The organism is Paenibacillus koleovorans NBRC 103111 (assembly GCF_004000845.1).
Lineage (GTDB): Bacteria > Bacillota > Bacilli > Paenibacillales > NBRC-103111 > Paenibacillus_AA > Paenibacillus_AA koleovorans.
The window spans coordinates 1-20,004 of sequence record NZ_BIMA01000088.1 but is presented as its reverse complement, the minus strand read 5'-3'; the positions used below and the strand labels follow the sequence as shown (position 1 = coordinate 20,004).

Below are 20,004 nucleotides of genomic sequence, written 5' to 3'. Positions count from 1 at the left end.
CCGAGATCTGTTATAATAGTGGCATTATACCACAAACGGAACATGCTATAATGGACAGACGAGTTTGTGAGAAAGGCTGGTGCAGGCGATGGGTTTGGAGAAGGAGCAAGGGCAAGCGGGGCAAGAACAAGCAGGACAAGGACAAGCAGGACAAGGACAAGGGCAGGCAGGACAAGGACTTCTTGAAAAATGGGACGGGCATACGCATACGAAGTTTTGCAAACACGGGCATCCGGACGAGCTATCGCTGTATTTGGATCGCGCCTTGGCGCAAGGGTTCACGCGTTATAGCGTGACGGAGCATCCACCGCTGCCGGCCGCCTGGGTCGACGACGAGGTGTTGATGGCGGAGCTGGCGATGGATCTGAGCGAGCTGCCTGCGTATATGGAGTATGTGACGGAGCATCAAAAGCGGTACGAAGGCCGACTTGATGTGAGGCTCGGACTGGAAGTCGATTATTTGGACGGTGCCGAGGCGTTCACGCGTAGTTTTCTCGAGCCGTGGTTGCCTCAGCTGGAGGATGTGATCGTGTCGGTCCACTACTTGGAGGGGAAGGGCGGCATGCGCTGCATCGACTACAAGCCGTCGGATTTCGAGACGAACCTGCTGTCCTATTACGGGACGATGGAGCGGGTGGTGGACGAGTATTTCAACCATGTCGAGCGGGCGATCGCACTGGCGGCTACGTTGCCGGGCACGCGGCGGATCGGACATATTAACCTCATTAAGAAATTTCAGAAGGCGCTGCCGCCGATCGACGAAGCGCAAGTTCGCGAGCGGCTGGAGGCGATCCTCCCGCTGCTTGTAAAGTCGGGCGTCGGACTCGACATCAACACGGCCGGCTTGCGGGTGGCGACGTGCGGGGAAGTGTATGTGCCGGATTGGCTCGTGCGCGATGCATTGGCAGCCGGCGTGCAATGTGTGTACGGGTCGGATTCGCACAAGTCGGAGCAGGTTGGGTTCGGTTGGGATGCCGTGTAGGTAGAAAAGAGAGGCGGTTGCCGTGTGGCAGCCGTCTCTCTTCTGCGATTGGGTGGAATAGCAATATGAGAAATGTTTATTTTAGCGTTCAACCTTTTATCGCTGAGCCACGGTCCATTGCGCCCCTTTGGCGGCTTCGTCCATCTGCGGATAATAGCCTCCGCTGAACTCCACCTGCATCTCCTTAGGCAGCACGAGGGTCAGAGCCATGTCGGAGTACCGCTGTACGAAGCTTTGGCTTTCTGGGGGCCGCTTGAGCGTGACATATAACGTCTGGTCAACCGTTCGCGTGGAGAGCACGTCCGTTTGGTCCAGCCGCGGCACATCCATGCCGGTTTTAGCCGTCAAGCGGTACTGCCCGAACAGATTCAGCTCCCTGGCCGGGCTCGACTCCACCCGCAAAGGGCGGCTATACCCGGACTCATTGCGCACAACGATCCGGTTGACCGACGAGGGAATGTCCTGCTTCACTGCCGGCAAATCGACCGTCGACTCCACCGCGCCTACAGCGAAGCGGATTTCCTGCATAACTCCCGTAGAGGTCAGTCCGACCAATGCCAGGCACACCATACCGAGCAGCCCGACGAACAAAATGCTGAACACATCGTATTTGATGACCGCCTGCTCGCGCCGGAGGAAGGTGTACAGCAAGATTTCCAGCCCCAGCAGCACGAACACGATCGGCCACCACAGCAAAAGCGATTCGGTCGCTTGCGTCCCCGTCCATTCGGTCAGCAGCAGGATCACCCCGACCAGGATGAGCGAAAACGCCATCGAGAACGTCCCCACCCGCCATTGTCTTGTCATTGTCCGTCTTCCTCCTTCGTGGAGCTGATGCGGCTTTCGAGCCGGTTGGCCGGCCGTTTGCTGCCGGTGAGCAGCTTGAGCCCAATGGCGATCAGCGCGATCGATACGAGCGAAGCCTGAAAATACGCCTGAAAATAGTACCGCACCCGCCAATCCGGGAACACTTGCTGGAACAGCCCGAACAGCACGCTGTCCGCCAAGTGGTAGCCGCCGACGAGCAGCAGGCCGGCCCCGAGCCATTTGTGATGATGCATCAGCCAGTCGACGACCGGTATATCCGCAAGCGGCGCCTCATTCCGCTGGTACCGGGAAATGGACTGCAAGGCGTCGAAGAAGCTGAAAAACCAAATGATCGGGATCAAGAACAAAAACAAACTCAGCCGCAGCGTGTCGAGCACATAGATTGAGATCAGGAAAAACGCCATCAGCTGCAAGCCGCGTCGCTGCAGACCGAGATACATGTGGCCGGCGCCGGGGAACATGGCGAGCAGGGTGGCTAGCACTTTGCTTTTTCGGCCTGTTTCCCGGAATTGCTCGAAATCCTCCAGTACCGTCTTGTCAACGAGTACTTCGCCTTGATGCTTACGATGTGACAACTGGATCGAGTCGAACATACTGTAGAACCAGATGATCGGCAGGGCGATCAGGAAGACGAGAAACCCATCGATCCGAGTCAATATCGAGACGAAGATAACCATGCTGCCCATTCCGAAAAAGCCGATCAAAAACGTCAAACCTCGCTGCATAAGCCCCAGGTGGAAATGGCCCAATCCCGGGATGAACGACAGCAGGATGGTGGTGAATCTATCGTCTTTTGGCAAATCGGATGGAGGCGGATAGTAGTAGGAGGGAGCCGCCCCTTCTGCGGGAGCCGGTCCGGTGTGATACGGTACAGGTCCGCTTGCAGTATACATGGGCAGCTGGCGATGTCCGCCTGCTACGAGGAAGATCAGCATGTCGATGCCGCTAATCCCCCACAGAGGCACAATGAACAGGAGTCCGATCGGAGCCTCATGGGTAGCAAGCGCCACGAATACCGACAAAAAGAAGATGACCAGCGACCCCACTCCGTATATAGCCGCTCTAACGTGACGCCCCATGTACAAGTGCCCAAGGCCCGGAACGAGGGACAGCAGCAGGCCGATCCATGCGCTTTTTAATCTCATTGGGGTGAATCTCCTTTCTCATGTCGCAAATCAGGTAATTTCTCGAAAAAGGAAAACGTTCCGTTCATGATGCGTTCGGATACGGATTCCGGTTTGGTAGAGGCGGACGCCTCGGAAAAATGCTTCGATTGCATCAGCAGCTGTTGGAAGACGCCCGACCACATCAGCACGAGCGTAATCGAGGCCGCCGCCGTAAAGTGGAACCACGTGGACTGGAACCAGCGGCCGGTGCGTGGTTCGGGTCGGCTGTGGCGCTTGTCTGGGACAGATGACTGGGAAGCCGAGAGTGCTGGGAGTGCTGGCATTGCCGGCAGCGCGAGCAGGACCTCATCCGTGAAGGTCGGAGGTAGAGGAGGAGCTACAGCTGCGGCTGCGAATAAAGATTCGGTGTCGACAGCGGTATCGGCATCGGCATCGGTGCCGATTGCTTCACCTAACACGCATCGGGTATATACCGCCAAACACATGTCGCATACGTACAAATGCGCCTCCATTTGCTCCGTCAGCTCGGAAGGCAGCCGCCCCTGCGAGTAATCGCTCCATTGCCTGGCTTCATAATGATTCGCGTTCATGTTCAAGTTCAACTGAAATCCTCCTCCTTCCAATGCTGACGGATCCAATGTTTGGCGCGGTATAGCTTCGATTCCACCGTTTTGAGCTGCAGCCCTTGTTCGGCCGCAATCTCGTGGTACGTCTGGCCTCGGATATAGTAAGCGTCGACGACGGATCGGTAGCCTTCGGGCATTTCGTCCATCAGCCTGCGGATCGTTTGTTTCGTTTCCAGCTGCATGTACCGGGCTTCGACCTCATTCACAGGCGGTAGTTGCCGCTGCGGGGGATGGGCTTCCATTTCGGCGGAGAGTTCCTCGCGGTCGCGACTGCGTTCCCTTTGGCGTTTCACGTCGATCGCCCTATTGACGGCTATGCGGGAAATCCAGGTCGTCAGCCCCTGCTGCCGATATTGCGGGAGGGAGAGGTACACTTTGACGAATACGTCCTGCGCCGTTTCTTCCGCATCCTTCGCATGCCGCAGCACGGAATAGACCAACTGGTGCACATGCGTTTTATAGGCGTCGACGATGAGTCGGAACGCTTCTTTGTCACCGGCCAGCACTTGCCGGATAATGGCTTCCTCGTTCTCTTGGATGTCCTCCCCCTCCTTCCTATTTAATAGACGAATCGCATCCGCTCGAACCCTGCAGGACGGGATGAAATTTTTTCGGAGCGACGGGCCATACTGATTGCTGGAGCTCAACTCTATATTCTATCAGGAAAAAGTTACATTTAGGGGCTGTGGCAGTATTTGCATCGGCTGTATTTACACTGACCCCGGTATCGTTTAATCTGGAAATAGAGTCAACCAAAGCCGAAAACTGACATTATAGAAGAGTGGTGCAAGGGATGCTTAACGGAGGATTGGTAGCGCTTAGAGCGGTGCTGGATCAATTGAAGCCGTCGGAACGCAAAGCGGCGGAGTACATTCTGGACAACTCTAAGGACGTCGTGAAATTTTCCGTGCAGAAGCTGGCGGAGCTGAGCGGGGTGTCGGAGGCGACAATCATCAGGCTGTGCAAATCTCTGAATATGACGGGCTATCAGGATTTGAAGCTGCGCATAGCGGGGGACCTGACATCGAACACCGCCTCGAGCGGTACGTATGAAGAGATCAAGATGGGCGGCTCAGTCGAGTCCATTGTCCAAGCGGTGAGCAACAATAACAAGCAATCGATTCAGGACACCGTATCCGTGCTATCGGTGGTTGAAGTCGAACGGGCGGCGGTCGCTCTGATCCAGGCCCGCAAAATCGATCTGTACGGTGTCGGGGCTTCGGCCGTCATCGCCGAGGACATCTATCAGAAATTTAGCCGCATTAATTGGTGGGTACGGGCTTATCCGGATTTTCACGGGCAGCTGACGTCGGCGGTCAATTTGACCGATCAGGACGTGGCGTTCGGCATTTCCTACTCGGGGCAGACAGAGGATATTATCCAATCGCTGACCGAGGCCAAGAAGCAAGGCGCGACGATCATCAGCCTGACGAAGTTCGGCACGAACCCGGTCGCGGAGCTGGCCGACATTCGGCTGTTCACGAGCTCGGTGGAGCAAAGCATCCGCAGCGGCGCCATGGCTTCCCGGATCGCGCAGCTGAACGTGGTCGACATCCTGTTCATCACCATCGCGAGCCGGCAGCAGGACAAAGTCATCCCGATGCTCGAGAACACGCGCCTAGGCGTAAGCCGGACGAAGCGGGGCTAACGACGGCGGGCAACGCGAACAAGTATCCATTCGGCAAACATCCCGGATCCCTCGTTAGGGACCCGGGATGTTTTTGTGAGCGCTTCTTGGACTTACTGGATGAGCTCTTTGTAAGACCAGGCGTGATACTTTGTCCGTAGTCCCGCTCGCGGACGCTAGCACAAGGGGTCATCCAGAGGCAAGATTGCCGAGGGATGACCTTTTTCCACCCCGCCCGCCATCCAGAATTTTGCCGGACAATTGTCCGGCAAACTAACAATTTGGCTCGTCTGTGATCGAGTACTAGGGGATAGACGAAAGCCAAATTTAGAGCGCGGAGGAATTAGTCCATGAACTCGGGACAGGTAAAGCATAGTATTAATAAGGGTTGAGTAGGAGTTTGTCCTGCTTCGCACAGATCAAACGAATCTGAATAGGGGGGAAATGAATGACCCATAATCGGATACAACTCGCTGTTTTTTGTCCGGAAGCCTATATGGACTCCAGTCAGGGAGAGGCGGTTCACGCTCTGCTGTCCAAGCTGAGCGATCAATATGAATGCCATCTCTTTGTGGAAACGGCAAATAGTTCTGAGCAGGAGCGGTCGAACGGATTCGGCTTGCCTCTTGTTCATCATCCGGAATTTTTGGCCAGATCGGACGCCTATTCCGTGATCCTATATGTGCTTTCTTCTTGCGAGCCTCATCTTTATATGCTGCCTTATATGAGGCGTTTCCCCGGTGTCGCCGTTGTTCTGAAGCTGGATCAGTCCGGCCGAATCCCGGGGTGGGAAGCCGCGCTGCAGGGTTCCAAATCGGTCCTTGTCGACAACGAAGACGCCTTGAAGCTCCTCAGTCGGCAAGGCTGCCATTTTGTAGTCCGTTGTCCGAAGCCTGCCAAGCTTTCCTTGATGATCTCTTTAGTCGTGGATAAGCCGTTCGACTTTATCAGTTATGGCCATACGCTGGAAACTTGCGCTTACAAGCCCGTCTTCCGTTCCATCCGGAAGCTGGTGGATACGGGCTGCGCTCATATTCGCTACTCCATAATCGGGGACTACAATACCGAGCTTATGGAGCAGCACAAGTCTCTTGTTCGGAAACTCCGTTTGGAAGATTACGTTCATTTCCTTCCAGGGTCCTGTGACACGCCGGAGGTTCAAAGACGGATCGCCTTTTGCGATGCCTGCCTATTCCTCCATAAGCCTGAGCCGGGCGAGTTCTCGGATACCGTCCTTACAATGCTGGGACACGGGAAGCCGACTCTTGTTGCCGCCTTCGGAGCTTATCAATATTTGCCCGATCATGCGGTCTGCAAGCTTAATCCGGACGATCAGATGAGGCATAGACTGTTCGAAGCTATGCTAGCCCTTTATCGCGATAAAGAGAAACGCAGGCTTCTTAGCAAACAAGCGAGAGCTTACGTTTCCGAACATCACACGATCTCCTCGTTCGTTGAAAAGATACGGGAACAAATCGAGTATGCGCTGCATGGTTCGAAGCAACGCTCCGTAAGGGAGGAGGTCGCCCTTGTGTCCTTCATTCCAAATCTTGTGGAGCGTCCCCAGACTAAACTTACTCTAGTTCTTCAGCCAAATCGATTTACCAATCTAATGGACGGTGGGAAAACAGGGGCTTACTTCTCCTTTAATCTTGTAGAGATTCCGGAACACGCCGTCATTGAGAGGGCCGTTCTGCATATTTCGTCCCTCACAAGGAGATTCCGAGTGTACGGCATCCGAAAGCCGTGGAGCGAGCGCGGCGCTTCGTCCAGCAAGCCTCAAATCCAATCGGCGACCCTCCACAAGCAAAATCAGAGCGGAGCATTAAAGCTGGTCCGGTTTACTTGGGAATGCACCGGACTGGTCAAGAGGTGGCGGCAGGCTCAACTGGACAATCACGGACTGTTCGTGCCTTCCGTACCCAAAGGGAGAAAGCCAAAACTATATGTGGAACTACACCAAGCATAGAGAGCGGGGAGGTAGAATTGAAAAGGACGATTGTAACCGGCGCAGCCGGATTCCTCGGATCTCATTTGTGCAAGCAACTGCTTCATCTGGGGTGCGAGGTTGTAGGACTGGATAACTTGTCCACCGGAAGGATGGAGAATGTAGCCGATTTGGAAGGGGTAGGCGCATTCCGATTTTTACTATGCGACATCGCTGATGCGGCCGTTCTGAATTTGGAGGAAACGGAAGGAGCCCACGAAATTTATCATCTGGCTTCGCCTGCTTCCCCAAAATTTTATCGGGAAATGCCGCTTCAAACGATTGCCGCTAACACCGTAGGAACGAGGCATATGTTGGAGCTGGCGAATAAACATAAGGCGAAGCTTGTTTATACCAGCACGAGTGAAGCCTATGGCGACCCGAAGGTGCATCCTCAACACGAGTCGTATCGCGGCAGTGTTCATACATGGGGACCCCGAGCCTGTTATGACGAGAGCAAGCGGCTTGGCGAGACCATCTGCTACGAATACTTCAAACGGTTTCAAGTGGAGGTGAAAGTGGCCCGACTCTTCAACACCTACTCGGCGGGGCTCAGGAATGACGACGGTCGGGTCATCTCCAATTTCGTCAATCAGGCCATAGAGGGTGAAGCAATAACCGTGTACGGAGACGGTTCTCAAACCCGTTCGTTCTGCTATGTGGACGACACGATCCGCGGACTGATCCGTATGATGGAAGCCGACAATGCGACGGGAGAGATTATTAATATCGGCAACCCAGTCGAGCATTCGGTACTAGAGGTGGCTAAGCTAGTGAAACGATTGGCTGAGTCTTCGAGCGCGATTACGTTTCTGCCTCTTCCTGAAGATGATCCTAAGGTAAGGAGTCCGGTCATTGAGAAAGCAGAGTTTCTATTGGGCTGGAGGCCGGAGATCGACCTTGTAGAGGGACTTACCCGTACCATTGAAGCGTATCGAAACGATCACAAAAAATAATAAAGCCCTCTGTCTCTCCGCTGAACCGGTCGTACGGTGTTGGGAGGCAGAGGGCTTGTCGTTCAATCCTTCTAATCCTGCTTGATCCGGGGATGAACGGAGGCTAGGCTAAGCAGCCGCTGCAGGTCACGAATGTTAATGGTCATGTCCGGTCGGGTGTCCTTTAACTTGGAATGCTCAGGAGGACGGGCTCCTTCACCCATCAAGTAATAATGCCGAAGGCCCATAATACTGCTCAGGATCGGGAAATGCCGGCCAACGTACTGCGGTGAAAACAGCTCGATGACTTTCGTCCCGGGCTTGCAGAAGATCAAATTCGTAAAGGCGGAGCCATGCGGGCCGGCAATCACTTTGGCGCTGGAGAAGATTTCGATTTGTGTGGCCATGGAGAGCTGTTCCGGCGAGATGAGCTTGAAGCCGTACTCGGACATCAGCCTCATGACCTCGACTTCGTTCGTAACCCTTCTTCTCCGCGTGCCCGCTCGGCTGAGATAGATCCGCTCATAGCCTTTGACAGGCTTCGGATCGTAAGCCTTTAACAGCTCGTTCCGGACGAATTTGACGGAGTAAGGCGGACGACAGCTGCGTCTCCCGAAATACGGAACGATTAAATTAGCCGCCTTCATATGCATGGTTTCGCTGCTAGCTTCGATCTTGCGGCCGGGCACGCCCAATGCTTTCAAGGATTCATACTGGAGAGGAAACGTTTTCAGTCCGTTAAGCACATATTTATCAACCCGAAGCCCGCATTTGTGCATAAGCAGCAGACAAGGAAGCACATCCAGCATCCAATGGTAATAGTTTCCGGCAACGTCATGCGTCAATAAGGCCACATGCTTCGCGTATGTCGGAAGAGCAGGGGAAGGCTCGGCGGCAGCCGGTTGCCCGTTTTTTTTCTTCTGCGGATTGTCCAGAGGTTTGCCGTCAGCATCGACTATGCAAGAGCCGGAGCCGTAAACCCTCCCTCCCGGCACTACCATGACTTCCCCCACTCGTTGGTCTGCACGCCCCTCCATCTCGCGGAACATCCAGTGGAGGGGGTGCTCCACTCCTGTAGGCGCTTTGAGCACAACAGGCTCCTCCTTAAATCGAGGCGTTAAAACATTCATCCGGCACCCTCCTTATTCGCGCGATGCAGCTCCGCCAGCTCTAACAGTCGATCCAGGTCGTTCAGATTAACGGTAATCGATTCGAACCGGTTGTTCGGATACAACGGGTCTGTGTGACGAGCGCCAGCGCCGATTAAATAATAGTAATCCAACTGGTAGTGGCTGGAGATCACCCAGTAGTATTTCTTCACATAGTCGGGGCTGAACAGCTCGATCACTTTCGTACCGGGCCTCGCGAATATAAGATTGGTCAGAGCTGCGCCGTGAGGCGCCAGGATGACGTCGGCGGAGCGGAACAAATGAATTTGTTCCTTTAGGGACATGGTTTCCAACCGGACAGTGTGAAAGCCATAGGGGGCAAGCCGCTTCATTACGGCCGCTTCATTCGTCACTTTTCTCTTGGAGGCGCCCTCCCGACTAATGTAGATTCGAGTTTTCGGCGTGCCGTCTTGAACGGACGCTTCAGCGGCCGCGAGCAGCTCGTTTCTCACAAAGTCGCATGACCATTTCGGATAAAACTCTTTATAGGAAACACGGGAGGTGACGATCAGCTTCTGTGCTTGAAGGTGCAGCTTGCGGGTAGATACGACTATTTTCTCTTTGGGGACTCCGAGCATGTGCATGCTTTCCAGATAGGGATAGCTGCTCTGGGGACTGATCACATACTTGTCGATCGGCAGACGGAGCTCGCGCAGCAATAAGATGCGGGGAAGCACGTCCAGCATCCAGTGGAAATAATTCTTAATGAACTTAAAGGTTAATACCGCTGTTGTTCCCCCGGTGTACGAAACTCGCGGCAAGATGTCCGGTGTTTCTGAGCTCCGCTGTACGGAAACATCTTTCAGCAGCTTATGATCGGAGGTCATAATAATCCCTCGCCTGCCGAATAGCCGGCCATCCTCGATTACGGCCGCAAACGGTGGGAGAGGGTAATGGGGTCCAGCCGTTTGAAAACACCAGTGAAGCTGGGTGTCGATCGTTTTCGGAGCCATGATCGTTTCGCTTTCAGCAAACGGAAGCTCCAGATAGCGATTATTCAAGCAGCCGCCTTCAAAAGCGTGTTGGTTCAGCCATTCTTTTACCGTATGATGGTTCTCGGCTGAAGGAATTTGCCTGAGTGGTCCCGTCAAAGCTTCATCACCGCCAGTGAGTGTGTCATTATGCAGGAATAGTTCATTGTATGGTGTCAAGCGGCAACGGACCCGGCTTTGCTTGAAATTGGATAGATGTCCTTATCGGGCGGGACACGAGCAACATATGATAAGTAAGCCTTTACTCGACAAGAACAAGCGTGGTGGGTTCATGAACATCCTACTGGATGGAATGTTCTACAGCGGACATGGATTCGCTGAGGGCAATCGGATCTTGTTGAAAATTTTGAAGGAAGCAGGTCATCGGGTGCGTATCCGCGCAAGGGATCGTCAGGACACAAACCTAGCGCTTTCTCCTGCCGAGGTGGAGTACATTGCCTCATGCGAGCATACGGAGTTGGCGAGCAACGATCTATATCTGTGCTATTGGGTGCTTGACCGCGTTCAGCTCCAGCCTGACTTCCGGATCAATGTTACTAGAACGACGTTCGAAACCGACCGGGTGCCGGAAGCGTGGGTTCCCGTATTGAACCAATTCGACGAGGTATGGGTGCCATGCCAGTTTAACTTAGCGACGTTTGCTTCTTCCGGCGTGACCGTTCCCTTAGTCAAAATGCCAAATTTCTTTCAATTCGATCTTTATGATGTGAACGGAGCCAAGCTGCAGCTTCCCATTGCCCAGAGCTTTACGTTTCTATCCGTCTTCGATATGCAGCTAAGGAAGGGCTACGATCTCCTGATTGAAGCGTTCTTGAACGAATTCTCCAGCTCGGAGGATGCTGCACTAGTGCTTAAGATACGTGAGAGTCATCATGTCGAACGACTGGAAGCACTAATTGAAAAGCATAACAAAGCCAAAGAAACGAAACCGCCGGTTTATATTCTGAGTCAGCTGTTATCTACAACGGATATGTTAGGCTTGTACCGGGCTTGCAGCGCCTTTGTTCTGCCCACGCGCGGCGAGGGCTGGGGAAGGCCGTTCTTCGAAGCGATGCTGATGGAGATGCCGGTGATCGGCACCAATTGGAGCGGTCAAACGGAGTTTATGAACGAGGGCAATTCTTATCTGGTGGAGCTGAATCGGCTGGAGTATATCCATAACAGCGAATTTAAGCTGTTCGACGGACATTATTGGGCGGAGCCCTCGGTCGAGCATCTGCAGGCGCAGATGAGGCGAGTTTACGAGAATCCTCAGGAAGCTAAAGCCAAGGGCCGTATAGCGCGCGCCGAGCTTATGGAGGCTTACGACGGGAAGCTGAAGGATTTGGTCTTGAGGGAGCTGGGAAAATTCGGTTGAGATGACTTTCCATGTAAAGGCGGGAGAGTAGTGAACATTTTGCTGGAGGGCATCTTTTACAACGGCCACGGTCTCGCGGAAGGGAACCGCATTTTGTTGAGAATGCTTGATCGGGCCGGCCTCCGGGTCCGCATCGTCGCAAGAGACGCTTCCGATAAATTCAAGGTGCTCGATTCGGAAGAAATCGGCTATATTTCCTCTTTTGAGCATACAAGACTAGCGAAGCACGACCTTTATTTATTCAACTGGGTCGGCACTTACGCTAAATATCGTCCTGACTTCAAAATCAACATCGCCAGGACAACGTTCGAAACCGACCGGATTCCGGGATCCTGGGTACCAGAGCTCAACAAGTTCAACGAGGTATGGGTTCAGAGCAGCTTTAACCGGCAGTCCTTCTTGGCATCCGGGGTGTCTGTCCCGCTAAGGCTGATTCCCAATTTCTTCGACATGAACCGTTATCAGCCGACCGGCGCCAACTTGCAGCTGCCTGTTGTAGAAAGCTTCCTTTTCCTATCCGTTTTTGATCTGAAGGACCGCAAAGGCTACGATGTGCTGCTGAACGCATTCCTGACGGAATTCAGCCGTCAAGACGATACGGCGCTGGTCATCAAGCTGAGAGACAACGACCGGAGGGAAAAAATAGAAGCGATTATCGCCGCTCATCCCAAGCCGGATGCGAAGAAACCTCGCATCTACCTAATCGACCAAATGCTGTCGCAAGAGGAGCTTCTTGGTTTGTACCGGTCCTGCCATGCTTTCGTGCTCCCTACCAGAGGCGAAGGGTGGGGGAGACCCTTCTTTGAAGCGATGCTGATGGAGCTGCCTTGTATCGGGACCAATTGGAGCGGGCAGACGGATTTTATGCATGAGGATAATTCCTATCTGATTGCTGTGGATGAAATCAAACGAATCGAAAACAACGAAAACGAATTGTTCATCGACCACCACTGGGCGGAGCCGTCCAAGCAGGATCTTCAGAGGAAGATGAGAAGGGTCAGAGAACGGGAAAACGAAGCTAAACATAAGGCGAGGAACGCCAGAGTCGAGCTGCTCCATAAATACAGCATGGAGCAAACGGCCGGTAAAGTTCTACAGGAGATAACAAAATACAACAGGAAGCATTCGGGAGGCGACCAATGAGATGCCGGGCAGCCTGGGGAAAATGAAGGTTTCGGTAATCGGACTCGGATATGTCGGCTGCGTCACAGCCGCGTGTCTGGCCAAGATGGGGCATTCCGTGATTGGAGTCGATGTGAATCCCGGCAAGGTGGAGCAGATCAACAGGGGGAAGCCTACCATTGTTGAGGAAGGAATTGCTCTGTTGGTCGAGGAGCAGCACCTCGCCGGGCGATTGTCGGCAACCGAGAGCATACGGACGGCTGTCGAACATGCGGACTGCATCATTATATGCGTAGGCACTCCTTCGGATAAGTACGGCAACGTCAGCCTGACCTCCATCTGGAACGTAGCCGAAGAAGTAGGAGAAGCGTTAAGAGGACGGGAGAAATTTCTGACTTTGATAATCCGGTCGACTGTCCCCCCAGGTACGTGCAGAGAGATGGAGCAAATTCTGGCTCGAAGCGGGTTGATGCCAGATCGCGATTTCGCCGTAGTAAGCAATCCGGAGTTTCTTAGAGAAGGCACTAGCATAAAGGACTATTTCAACCCTCCCTATACGTTGATAGGCACACGCAACGAGACAGCCATAAGTGTAGTCAGGGCCGTCTATGCGGACATAAGCGCACCTGTCCTTACGGTCGAGAGAGAAGCGGCGGAAATCATGAAGTATGTGAATAATTCCTTTCATGCGCTCAAGGTCGTGTTTGCCAATGAGATCGGGGCGGTCTGTCATGAATTCGGCATAGATCCCCACAGGGTAATGGACATTTTTTGCCAAGACCAGCGCCTGAATATCTCTTCGGCTTACCTGAAGCCGGGGTTCGCCTATGGCGGCTCTTGCCTGCCGAAAGACCTGAGAGCGTTGAACGGATTGGCCCGTTCCCGCCATATCGAGGTGCCAGTCCTATCCAGTATAGAGCAGAGCAATGCCGAGCATCTCGATAGAGCGTTTCGAATGATTGAGGAAACGGGTGTTCGCCGGATCGGTGTGCTCGGTCTGGCATTTAAGGAGGGAACCGACGATCTTCGGGAAAGTCCTGTCGTATGTTTGCTGGAACGGCTGGTCGGCAGGGGATACGAGGTTAAAATTTATGATCGGTTTGTGCTGTCTTCCAATCTCATGGGGGCGAACAAATCCTATATGGAAGCGACCGTGCCGCATTTATTGAAATGGATCGTTCATAATCGGTTGGAGCTGAAGGAATTCGCCGAGTTGATCGTGGTGGCACAGAACAGCGAGGAGCATCGCCAGTTTGCTATGGAGTGCTTGGACTCTACAAAAGTAATCGATCTGGTCCGCATCATCGATCCAGCACCCGACTCCAGTCGGTATCAAGGACTGATTTGGTAAGAGGCTGGCAAGTGATCTTGTACAGGAATTGAAAATATGGAGGTGTACCGGATGTCCGTCGTCGTCATTACAGGGTCGGCCGGAATGATCGGCTCGGAAGCCGCTGAATTTTATGGCAGGTTGGGATACAAGGTCGTTGGGATCGACAATAACATGCGTCAACGGTTTTTCGGTCCGGAAGGCACCACCGAGTGGAATCTGGAGAAGCTAAAAGGGAAGCTGGGCGATCGTTATGAGCATTTCGATGCGGATATTCGTGATTTGCAGCAGCTAGAACTCCTATTTCAAAGCTATCGAGAGCACATCGAGCTCATCATCCATACAGCGGCACAGCCGTCGCACGATTGGGCGGCCAAGGATCCGTTTACCGATTTCCATGTCAATGCAAGCGGCACTTTGAATCTGCTTCAGCTTACCCGCCAATATTGTTCAGAGGCTGTTTTTATTTTTACTTCCACCAATAAAGTATATGGGGACCGGCCTAACTCGTTGCCGTTCATAGAGCAAGAGAGCCGATGGGAGCTGGAGGCCGGCCATCCTTACTATAATGGGATTAACGAGGATTTAAGCGTGGATCAAAGCCTGCACTCTCTATTCGGAGCATCCAAGCTTGCAGCGGATGTTCTGGTACAAGAGTACGGACGTTATTTTCAGATGAAAACCGTTTGTTTTCGCGGAGGGGTGCTGAGCGGATCGAAGCAATCCGGGGTCCGGCAACACGGCTTTCTCAATTATTTGATGAAATGCGCAATGACCGGCGAAGCGTACACCGTGTTCGGGTATCAAGGCAAGCAAGTAAGAGACATTATCCACTCCAGCGATGTGATAGCCGCGTTTCATGCCTTCTTTCTCAAGCCGAGACGGGGCGGAGTCGTCTACAACCTGGGAGGCGGGCGGGAATCCAGTTTGTCCGTGCTCGAAGCGATTGAGCTGGCCCAGCAAATAACCGGCAATCGAATGGCATACGGGTATAGTGAAGCCGCCAGAACCGGGGACCACATCTGGTACATTACAGATATGGCGAAATTCAAGGAGCATTACCCGGAATGGCGGCTTCAAATGAGGGTCCAGCAAGTTATGGAGCACATTTTCATAGACAATAAGGATCGGTGGGCTTAGCGAACGGCGACACTAGAATTTATAGTTCCATATCTTGAATAAAGTGGAATTCCATTCTAGGCCTCGAGTCATTAGCATATCCAGTATTTCGTCGGCATGGCCGTCGTTGAGCACGATAAATGCGTCAAGCTGCTTGTTGTCATATAGCGACAAAGCGCGGGATAGAGCAATGCGGTTCGTGTTGGAGACAAACTCGGAGGGGACGGATGCTCCGAGTTTTTTTATTGCCTGCTCCGTGAAAAAGTCGCGTCCCTTCTTCGACCCGATCAGCGCAAGCTTAGGATTGCGATGCAGCGTGCTTCGCAGCGATTTTTCAATATGCGTGTAAGAGCTATGCATCAGTTCCCGAATCGTTCCGCTCGGATCTTTCTTGCCTAGAGTGTCGCTCTCAATTCGGTAATAATACAGCACCTTCGGGAGTTTGCGGATGGGGGAGAGCTCGAAGAGCCGCAGCCACAGGTCGTAGTCATAGCTGATTCTGTATATCGGATTATAGCCGCCTACCTTCTGGAAAGCCGCTTTGGAGAACAGAACGCTGCCGTGGCACAAGTAGCAGGAAAACAATCGATACTCGTAAATTTGGGCTTTCCCGTGCCGCTTGTTGTAATAACGCTCCTCTGCCTTAAGCTGACGGCTTGAAGTGACTCCCCGCAGGCCAGGAATGCATTGGACGAGGGAGCTGACCCCAATTGCACCCGGGTGGTTCAACATATACTTGGCTTGATCGGCAAGACGGGTCGGAGCGCTTAGATCGTCGCTGTCATGTATAGCGATCCAATCGCCCCTGGCCGCCGCAATGCCTTGATTGAGACAAGCTGCAGCCCCCTGATTGCTGCGGCAATGGAGAATTCTGACCCGGCTGTCTTGAATCGAGTCCAACAGCTGCTTCGTTCGATCCGTAGAGCCGTCATTGACGATCACGACTTCGAAATTCTTATAGTTCTGAGCCAGGAGGTGTTGGACTGCTTCCATAACGTAAGTCTCGCCGTTGTATACTGCCATCACGACCGAAATAAACATCGCTGATCTCCTCCTGAAAACTAGAAACGGATGAGCTTCTTCAGGATTGCTGTGAGCTCCGGATAATAGCCCGATTGCTCCATCGCCTCCAGCTCGGACTGGAACCCTTTCATCCAGTCCGGATCGTCGGACAAGCCGGATTGATCGAGCAGGCCGGTTATAGGCTTGTTGCCGATCAACAGCGTCAGGATCAGATCGAACAGCTGCAAGAAGCAGGATTCGATATAACCTTGCCTGCCGGACTTGCTCCGCATCCACTTTTTATACTCGACGATTAGAGCATTGGCTTCCAGCAACGAGGTGCCGATCCAACATAACGATTGTACGCCTACATCAAATTGTTGATGAAGCCTATAGAAAATTTGATAATTCACCAACTGATCCTTCCGTTGACTGGACAGGCTGCGCGGATGCTCTTGGTGATAAACCTTGACGTCAGGATGATCAACAATTTCGGCGCCTTGCTTATACACCCGGTAGCCGAACTCCCAATCCTCGCAGCCCCACCCCTTGAAGCCGGTATAGAAAGGTCCCGCTTGGTCGAGCGTGCTTCTCTTGATTGAAATACAGTGCGTAATGACGAAAATATAAGGCATATGGAAGCCTTTGTAGCCGCTGCCGAAGCGTTGGATCAGATCTTTGAAGAAGGGCGAGTGAAAGGACAATTGCTTATACTTCAACAAGCGGATGTCCTCCTTGGAGAACAGCTGCTTTTTCTGCTTGCTGTCCATAATCGCATCGACGGGAATGGCGCCGAACTTGTTCTTTTCTTTTAGCCTTTGAATTCGTTTCATCTGGTGCTTATTATAAGGAGGCTCCATAACCGTGAATGTGCCGTAGTGGCTGAGGCAGCCCGTCACCACCAGTTTTTCTTTGTTTTCATGAAGCTTGACGTGCTGTTCGACATATTCGGGGTCTAGGATCATTTCACTGTCGATGATGACGAGCAGACTTCCCCTTGAAGCTCGGACACCGATATTTTTAGCTTCCGATCTTCCGACGTTGTGTTCGCAGCGAATATAGGAGAAGGAGTAGGGAGGCTTGTATTCGGACAACTCAGGGGTTCGATCTTTAGAGGCATCATCCACTAGAATAACTTCCATTTTGCCGAGATCATAGGTTTGATTTTCCAAAGCATATAATGACAGCAGGTTATATGGGTATTTGTTATAGGCAATCATGATGATGCTTACTACCGGTCGCATGACGGCGTCTCCTTTCTTTGCCGGACAAAGGCTGTCGTTCCATTCGGATTCACGGCGCTCCCGCCTTTCGAATATCCAGACAAGCCCGCAAAGCCAAGCTGTCCGGGAGCTCGACATCGTTATAGCGGACTGCCTGCCCAGGTTCGATTGCCCGGGTGATAACCGCTTGGCAGAGCAGTCCGATAGGCACATGATCGGGATCGGCGGCCCTCTCTATGGCGATTCCCCGGAAATCGAAGCTTCCGATCGCTTTTTCTACATGTGTGCCGGCTGGTATCACTCTTTTGGCAATTGCCGCTACGCTGATGGATGGGGAAGTCGAATTGTTCAGCAGAATGCCTCCGCCGTTAAGCACGCGCCGAATCGTTTTCAAGATTTCCAGGTGGCACAAATGATAGTTTTGCAGCAAGGTGTAGTGAGGTCCTTTACCAAGCTTGAAATAAGACAAGGCCTCTTGCTGACGAGAGTCGTGCCCAGCCGTAATGAAGATACCCGGGGGAGCTTTCGGAGCTAATAAGTAATCGCTTAGAGGGCGGCCAAGCTTAGAGGCTTCCGCAGCGATTGCCGCTCCGCCGGCATGGACATCCTCCGCTTCCAGACCCAGTAGTCCCGCTTTTGCGATGCCCGCTCCTAGCCCGTTGGCTACCAGAGCTTGCTCGATCTGCACCTTGGTACCGTCCGTAAAGGCGGTAACCATTTGCAGGGAGATGCCGTTGCGTTTGCTCCAATACTGCATTTCTTCCAAGGTGGGGTTCAAATTCAAAAAGCCTTTAATATTGCCGTATACAAGCGGATGGAAGCCCATGGCCTCCACATTCTCCTTCAATGCCGCCAAACAGCCCGGCTGGTCGCCTTCCGCTTCAGTCAGGAACCCTCTGGAGGCCAAGTAGGAGCCCGTAGTAACCTGGACTTCCGCATTCATCGTAATGACCGGTAAAGCGGCTTCGAACGCTTGTGCAATCACTTCCGTAGCATGGAGGACGTCTCCGCTGCACTCTACAATCAGCTCCGAGCAGGAGAGGAATTGTTGAATGGAGGTGGTTAACCGTTCAGGCGCGGGGAATTCTTTGCAGTCGTCCGGATTTCGACGTGTAAGTACTTTGGCGACAATCAAATCAGGCTGGCTGTCCAAGGCCAGCAACAGCCCGCGTGCAATAAACCCGGTGCCGACAATTCCGACTTTCACTCGTGGTACCATCCATACCCCCCCAACGTGTTTATCGATCAAGACTTAGTGATACAGTCTATGAGTAGGGGAACCGTCTTGCATGTATGGATACCTATTTTGGTAAAGCGATAACTCGTATGGTATAGTGTGAAGGACAAATCGTGAGGAGGTGGCCGGATGGCTGGCCATTTTGAAAGATTGGGAATACGTGCGGAACTGCAGCGGAAGCTGAAGGAGCAGGGGGTCCATGAGCCGACGCCGGTGCAGGAAGAAGCGATTCCTTTGGTGCTGGACGGCAAAGATGTAATCGCACAGGCGCAGACCGGGACGGGGAAGACGCTTGCTTTTCTGCTGCCTATGCTGGAGCGGGTGGATCCGTCGCGGCCCTACATACAAGGATTGATCGTGACGCCGACGCGGGAGCTGGCGCTTCAGATTTCCAAAGAGCTGGAGCGGCTGGCGGATGTGGTCGGGATTCGGACTCTTTCGGCATATGGCGGGCAGGACTTAGATCGGCAGATGAAAAAGCTGGAGGGAGTGACCCATGTAGTCGTCGGGACGCCGGGGCGGCTGATGGATCATGTGCGCAGAGGGACGCTCGGCTTGTCCGGTGTGAAAATGCTGGTGCTCGACGAGGCTGATGAAATCATGCGAATGGGTTTTATGGACGACACGCAAACGCTGATCGCAGAGACGTCGGAGAAACGGCAGATGATGCTGTTCTCCGCTACAATGCCGCAGCAGGTTCGGGAGCTGGCCGCCAACTACATGCAGAAAGCGGCGGAAGTGAAGATCCGCAGCAAGCATGTAACGTTGGACGAAATCCGTCAGTCAATCGTCGAGACGACGGCTGAGGAGAAGCCGGACACGATGCTGAAGCTGTTGGAGCTGCATAAGCCGTATTTGGCGATTGTGTTTTGTCGGACCAAAAAGGGAGCGGCTGCGCTCAACAGGAAGTTGCAGGAAGGCGGCGTTGCGGCGGACGAGCTGCACGGCGATATGTCGCAGGCGAAGCGGGAGCTCGTCATGCGCCGCTTCCGCGAAGCGAAGCTGCAAGTGCTCGTGGCCACCGACGTGGCGGCGAGAGGTTTGGATATCGAAGGCGTAACGCATGTGTATAACTACGATATGCCGCATGACAAGGAAAGCTACATTCACCGGATCGGCCGAACTGGCCGGGCAGGGGAGACCGGCGTAGCCGTGCTGCTCGTCACGATCCGCGATCGGATCAGTGTGCTGCAGCTCGAGAAAGCGATCGGCAAGACGCTGGAGCGTCGCAATGCCGAGGGCGGCATCTTGCAGAGCGGCACGAAGCGGGCCGGCGCTGCGGCAGGCAAGCAAGCGGCTCCGCGCGCAGGCGCCGGCGGGCGCCGCGGCCGCGAGCGGGGC

Annotated in this window: 18 protein-coding genes; 9 read left to right on the top strand and 9 right to left on the bottom strand. The window is 53.5% G+C overall.

All coding sequences use genetic code 11. The features are described 5' to 3' along the window. The first annotated feature begins 88 nt into the window (after positions 1-88). Positions 89-982: a histidinol-phosphatase HisJ gene (hisJ, locus tag PKO02S_RS23515; RefSeq protein WP_127586778.1), complete on the top strand. Its 894-nt coding sequence runs from the start codon at positions 89-91 to the stop codon at positions 980-982. A 96-nt stretch (positions 983-1,078) separates the two neighbouring features. Here hisJ and PKO02S_RS23510 read toward each other — a convergent pair whose 3' ends face one another. Genes PKO02S_RS23510 through PKO02S_RS23495 form a run of 4 tightly spaced genes read right to left on the bottom strand, consistent with a single transcriptional unit; the run spans position 1,079 to position 4,210 of the window. Further along, on the bottom strand, positions 1,079-1,789 hold the full coding sequence (locus PKO02S_RS23510; protein WP_127586776.1) for an exosporium protein E: 711 nt from the start codon (positions 1,787-1,789) through the stop codon (positions 1,079-1,081). Further along, the gene (locus PKO02S_RS23505) at positions 1,786-2,955 is read right to left on the bottom strand and encodes a hypothetical protein (protein WP_127586774.1); all 1,170 of its coding nucleotides are present in this window, start codon (positions 2,953-2,955) and stop codon (positions 1,786-1,788) included. The genes PKO02S_RS23510 and PKO02S_RS23505 overlap by 4 nt, the downstream gene beginning before the upstream one ends. Then, positions 2,952-3,539, bottom strand: coding sequence for a hypothetical protein (locus PKO02S_RS23500; protein WP_127586772.1), 588 nt, complete (start codon positions 3,537-3,539; stop codon positions 2,952-2,954). The genes PKO02S_RS23505 and PKO02S_RS23500 overlap by 4 nt, the downstream gene beginning before the upstream one ends. Further along, complete coding sequence (locus PKO02S_RS23495; protein ID WP_164821637.1) at positions 3,536-4,210, bottom strand: RNA polymerase sigma factor; 675 nt, start codon at positions 4,208-4,210, stop codon at positions 3,536-3,538. The genes PKO02S_RS23500 and PKO02S_RS23495 overlap by 4 nt, the downstream gene beginning before the upstream one ends. Positions 4,211-4,356: 146 nt before the next feature. Between PKO02S_RS23495 and PKO02S_RS23490 the strand changes: the two genes are divergently transcribed. The 3 genes from PKO02S_RS23490 to PKO02S_RS23480 all read left to right on the top strand — a co-directional run bounded on the left by PKO02S_RS23490 (position 4,357) and on the right by PKO02S_RS23480 (position 8,133). Continuing rightward, positions 4,357-5,211: a MurR/RpiR family transcriptional regulator gene (locus PKO02S_RS23490; RefSeq protein ID WP_127586768.1), complete on the top strand. Its 855-nt coding sequence runs from the start codon at positions 4,357-4,359 to the stop codon at positions 5,209-5,211. 427 nt (positions 5,212-5,638) lie between these two features. Further along, a complete protein-coding gene (locus PKO02S_RS23485; RefSeq protein ID WP_127586766.1) occupies positions 5,639-7,159 on the top strand; it encodes a glycosyltransferase in 1,521 nt (506 codons plus the stop codon). A gap of 17 nt (positions 7,160-7,176) precedes the next feature. After that, positions 7,177-8,133 carry an NAD-dependent epimerase/dehydratase family protein gene (locus tag PKO02S_RS23480; protein ID WP_246067250.1) on the top strand — a complete coding sequence of 319 codons (957 nt, stop codon included), beginning with the start codon at positions 7,177-7,179 and terminating at the stop codon, positions 8,131-8,133. A gap of 71 nt (positions 8,134-8,204) precedes the next feature. Here the strand turns inward: PKO02S_RS23480 and PKO02S_RS23475 are convergent, their stop codons facing one another. Further along, entirely contained in the window at positions 8,205-9,242 is a 1,038-nt protein-coding gene (locus PKO02S_RS23475; RefSeq protein WP_127586762.1) for a glycosyltransferase family 61 protein, read from the bottom strand. Continuing rightward, complete coding sequence (locus PKO02S_RS23470; RefSeq protein ID WP_127586760.1) at positions 9,239-10,372, bottom strand: glycosyltransferase family 61 protein; 1,134 nt, start codon at positions 10,370-10,372, stop codon at positions 9,239-9,241. The genes PKO02S_RS23475 and PKO02S_RS23470 overlap by 4 nt, the downstream gene beginning before the upstream one ends. Before the next feature lie 172 nt (positions 10,373-10,544). Between PKO02S_RS23470 and PKO02S_RS23465 the strand changes: the two genes are divergently transcribed. From PKO02S_RS23465 to PKO02S_RS23450, 4 genes are read left to right on the top strand one after another with little or no spacing between them, the layout of a single operon-like run. Beyond that, entirely contained in the window at positions 10,545-11,630 is a 1,086-nt protein-coding gene (locus PKO02S_RS23465) for a glycosyltransferase family 4 protein (RefSeq protein WP_164821636.1), read from the top strand. 30 nt (positions 11,631-11,660) lie between these two features. Then, positions 11,661-12,773, top strand: a complete 1,113-nt coding sequence (locus PKO02S_RS23460) for a glycosyltransferase (protein ID WP_127586756.1) — start codon at positions 11,661-11,663, stop codon at positions 12,771-12,773. Between the two features lies 1 nt (position 12,774). Beyond that, on the top strand, positions 12,775-14,103 hold the full coding sequence (locus tag PKO02S_RS23455) for a UDP-glucose dehydrogenase family protein (protein WP_218033952.1): 1,329 nt from the start codon (positions 12,775-12,777) through the stop codon (positions 14,101-14,103). A 51-nt stretch (positions 14,104-14,154) separates the two neighbouring features. Continuing rightward, positions 14,155-15,222, top strand: coding sequence for an NAD-dependent epimerase/dehydratase family protein (locus PKO02S_RS23450; protein WP_127586754.1), 1,068 nt, complete (start codon positions 14,155-14,157; stop codon positions 15,220-15,222). 12 nt (positions 15,223-15,234) lie between these two features. Here the strand turns inward: PKO02S_RS23450 and PKO02S_RS23445 are convergent, their stop codons facing one another. The 3 genes from PKO02S_RS23445 to PKO02S_RS23435 are packed head-to-tail and all read right to left on the bottom strand — an operon-like array spanning position 15,235 to position 18,645. Further along, entirely contained in the window at positions 15,235-16,242 is a 1,008-nt protein-coding gene (locus PKO02S_RS23445) for a glycosyltransferase family 2 protein (RefSeq protein ID WP_127586752.1), read from the bottom strand. Between the two features lie 20 nt (positions 16,243-16,262). Further along, a complete protein-coding gene (locus PKO02S_RS23440) occupies positions 16,263-17,447 on the bottom strand; it encodes a glycosyltransferase family 2 protein (RefSeq protein ID WP_164821635.1) in 1,185 nt (394 codons plus the stop codon). 49 nt (positions 17,448-17,496) lie between these two features. After that, positions 17,497-18,645 (bottom strand): NAD(P)-dependent oxidoreductase, encoded by a 1,149-nt coding sequence (locus PKO02S_RS23435; protein WP_127586749.1) that lies wholly within the window; start codon positions 18,643-18,645, stop codon positions 17,497-17,499. Between the two features lie 147 nt (positions 18,646-18,792). Here PKO02S_RS23435 and PKO02S_RS23430 point away from each other — a divergent pair. Next, positions 18,793-20,004, top strand: a 1,212-nt coding sequence (locus PKO02S_RS23430; RefSeq protein ID WP_164821634.1) for a DEAD/DEAH box helicase, incomplete at its 3' end; no start/stop codon positions are given.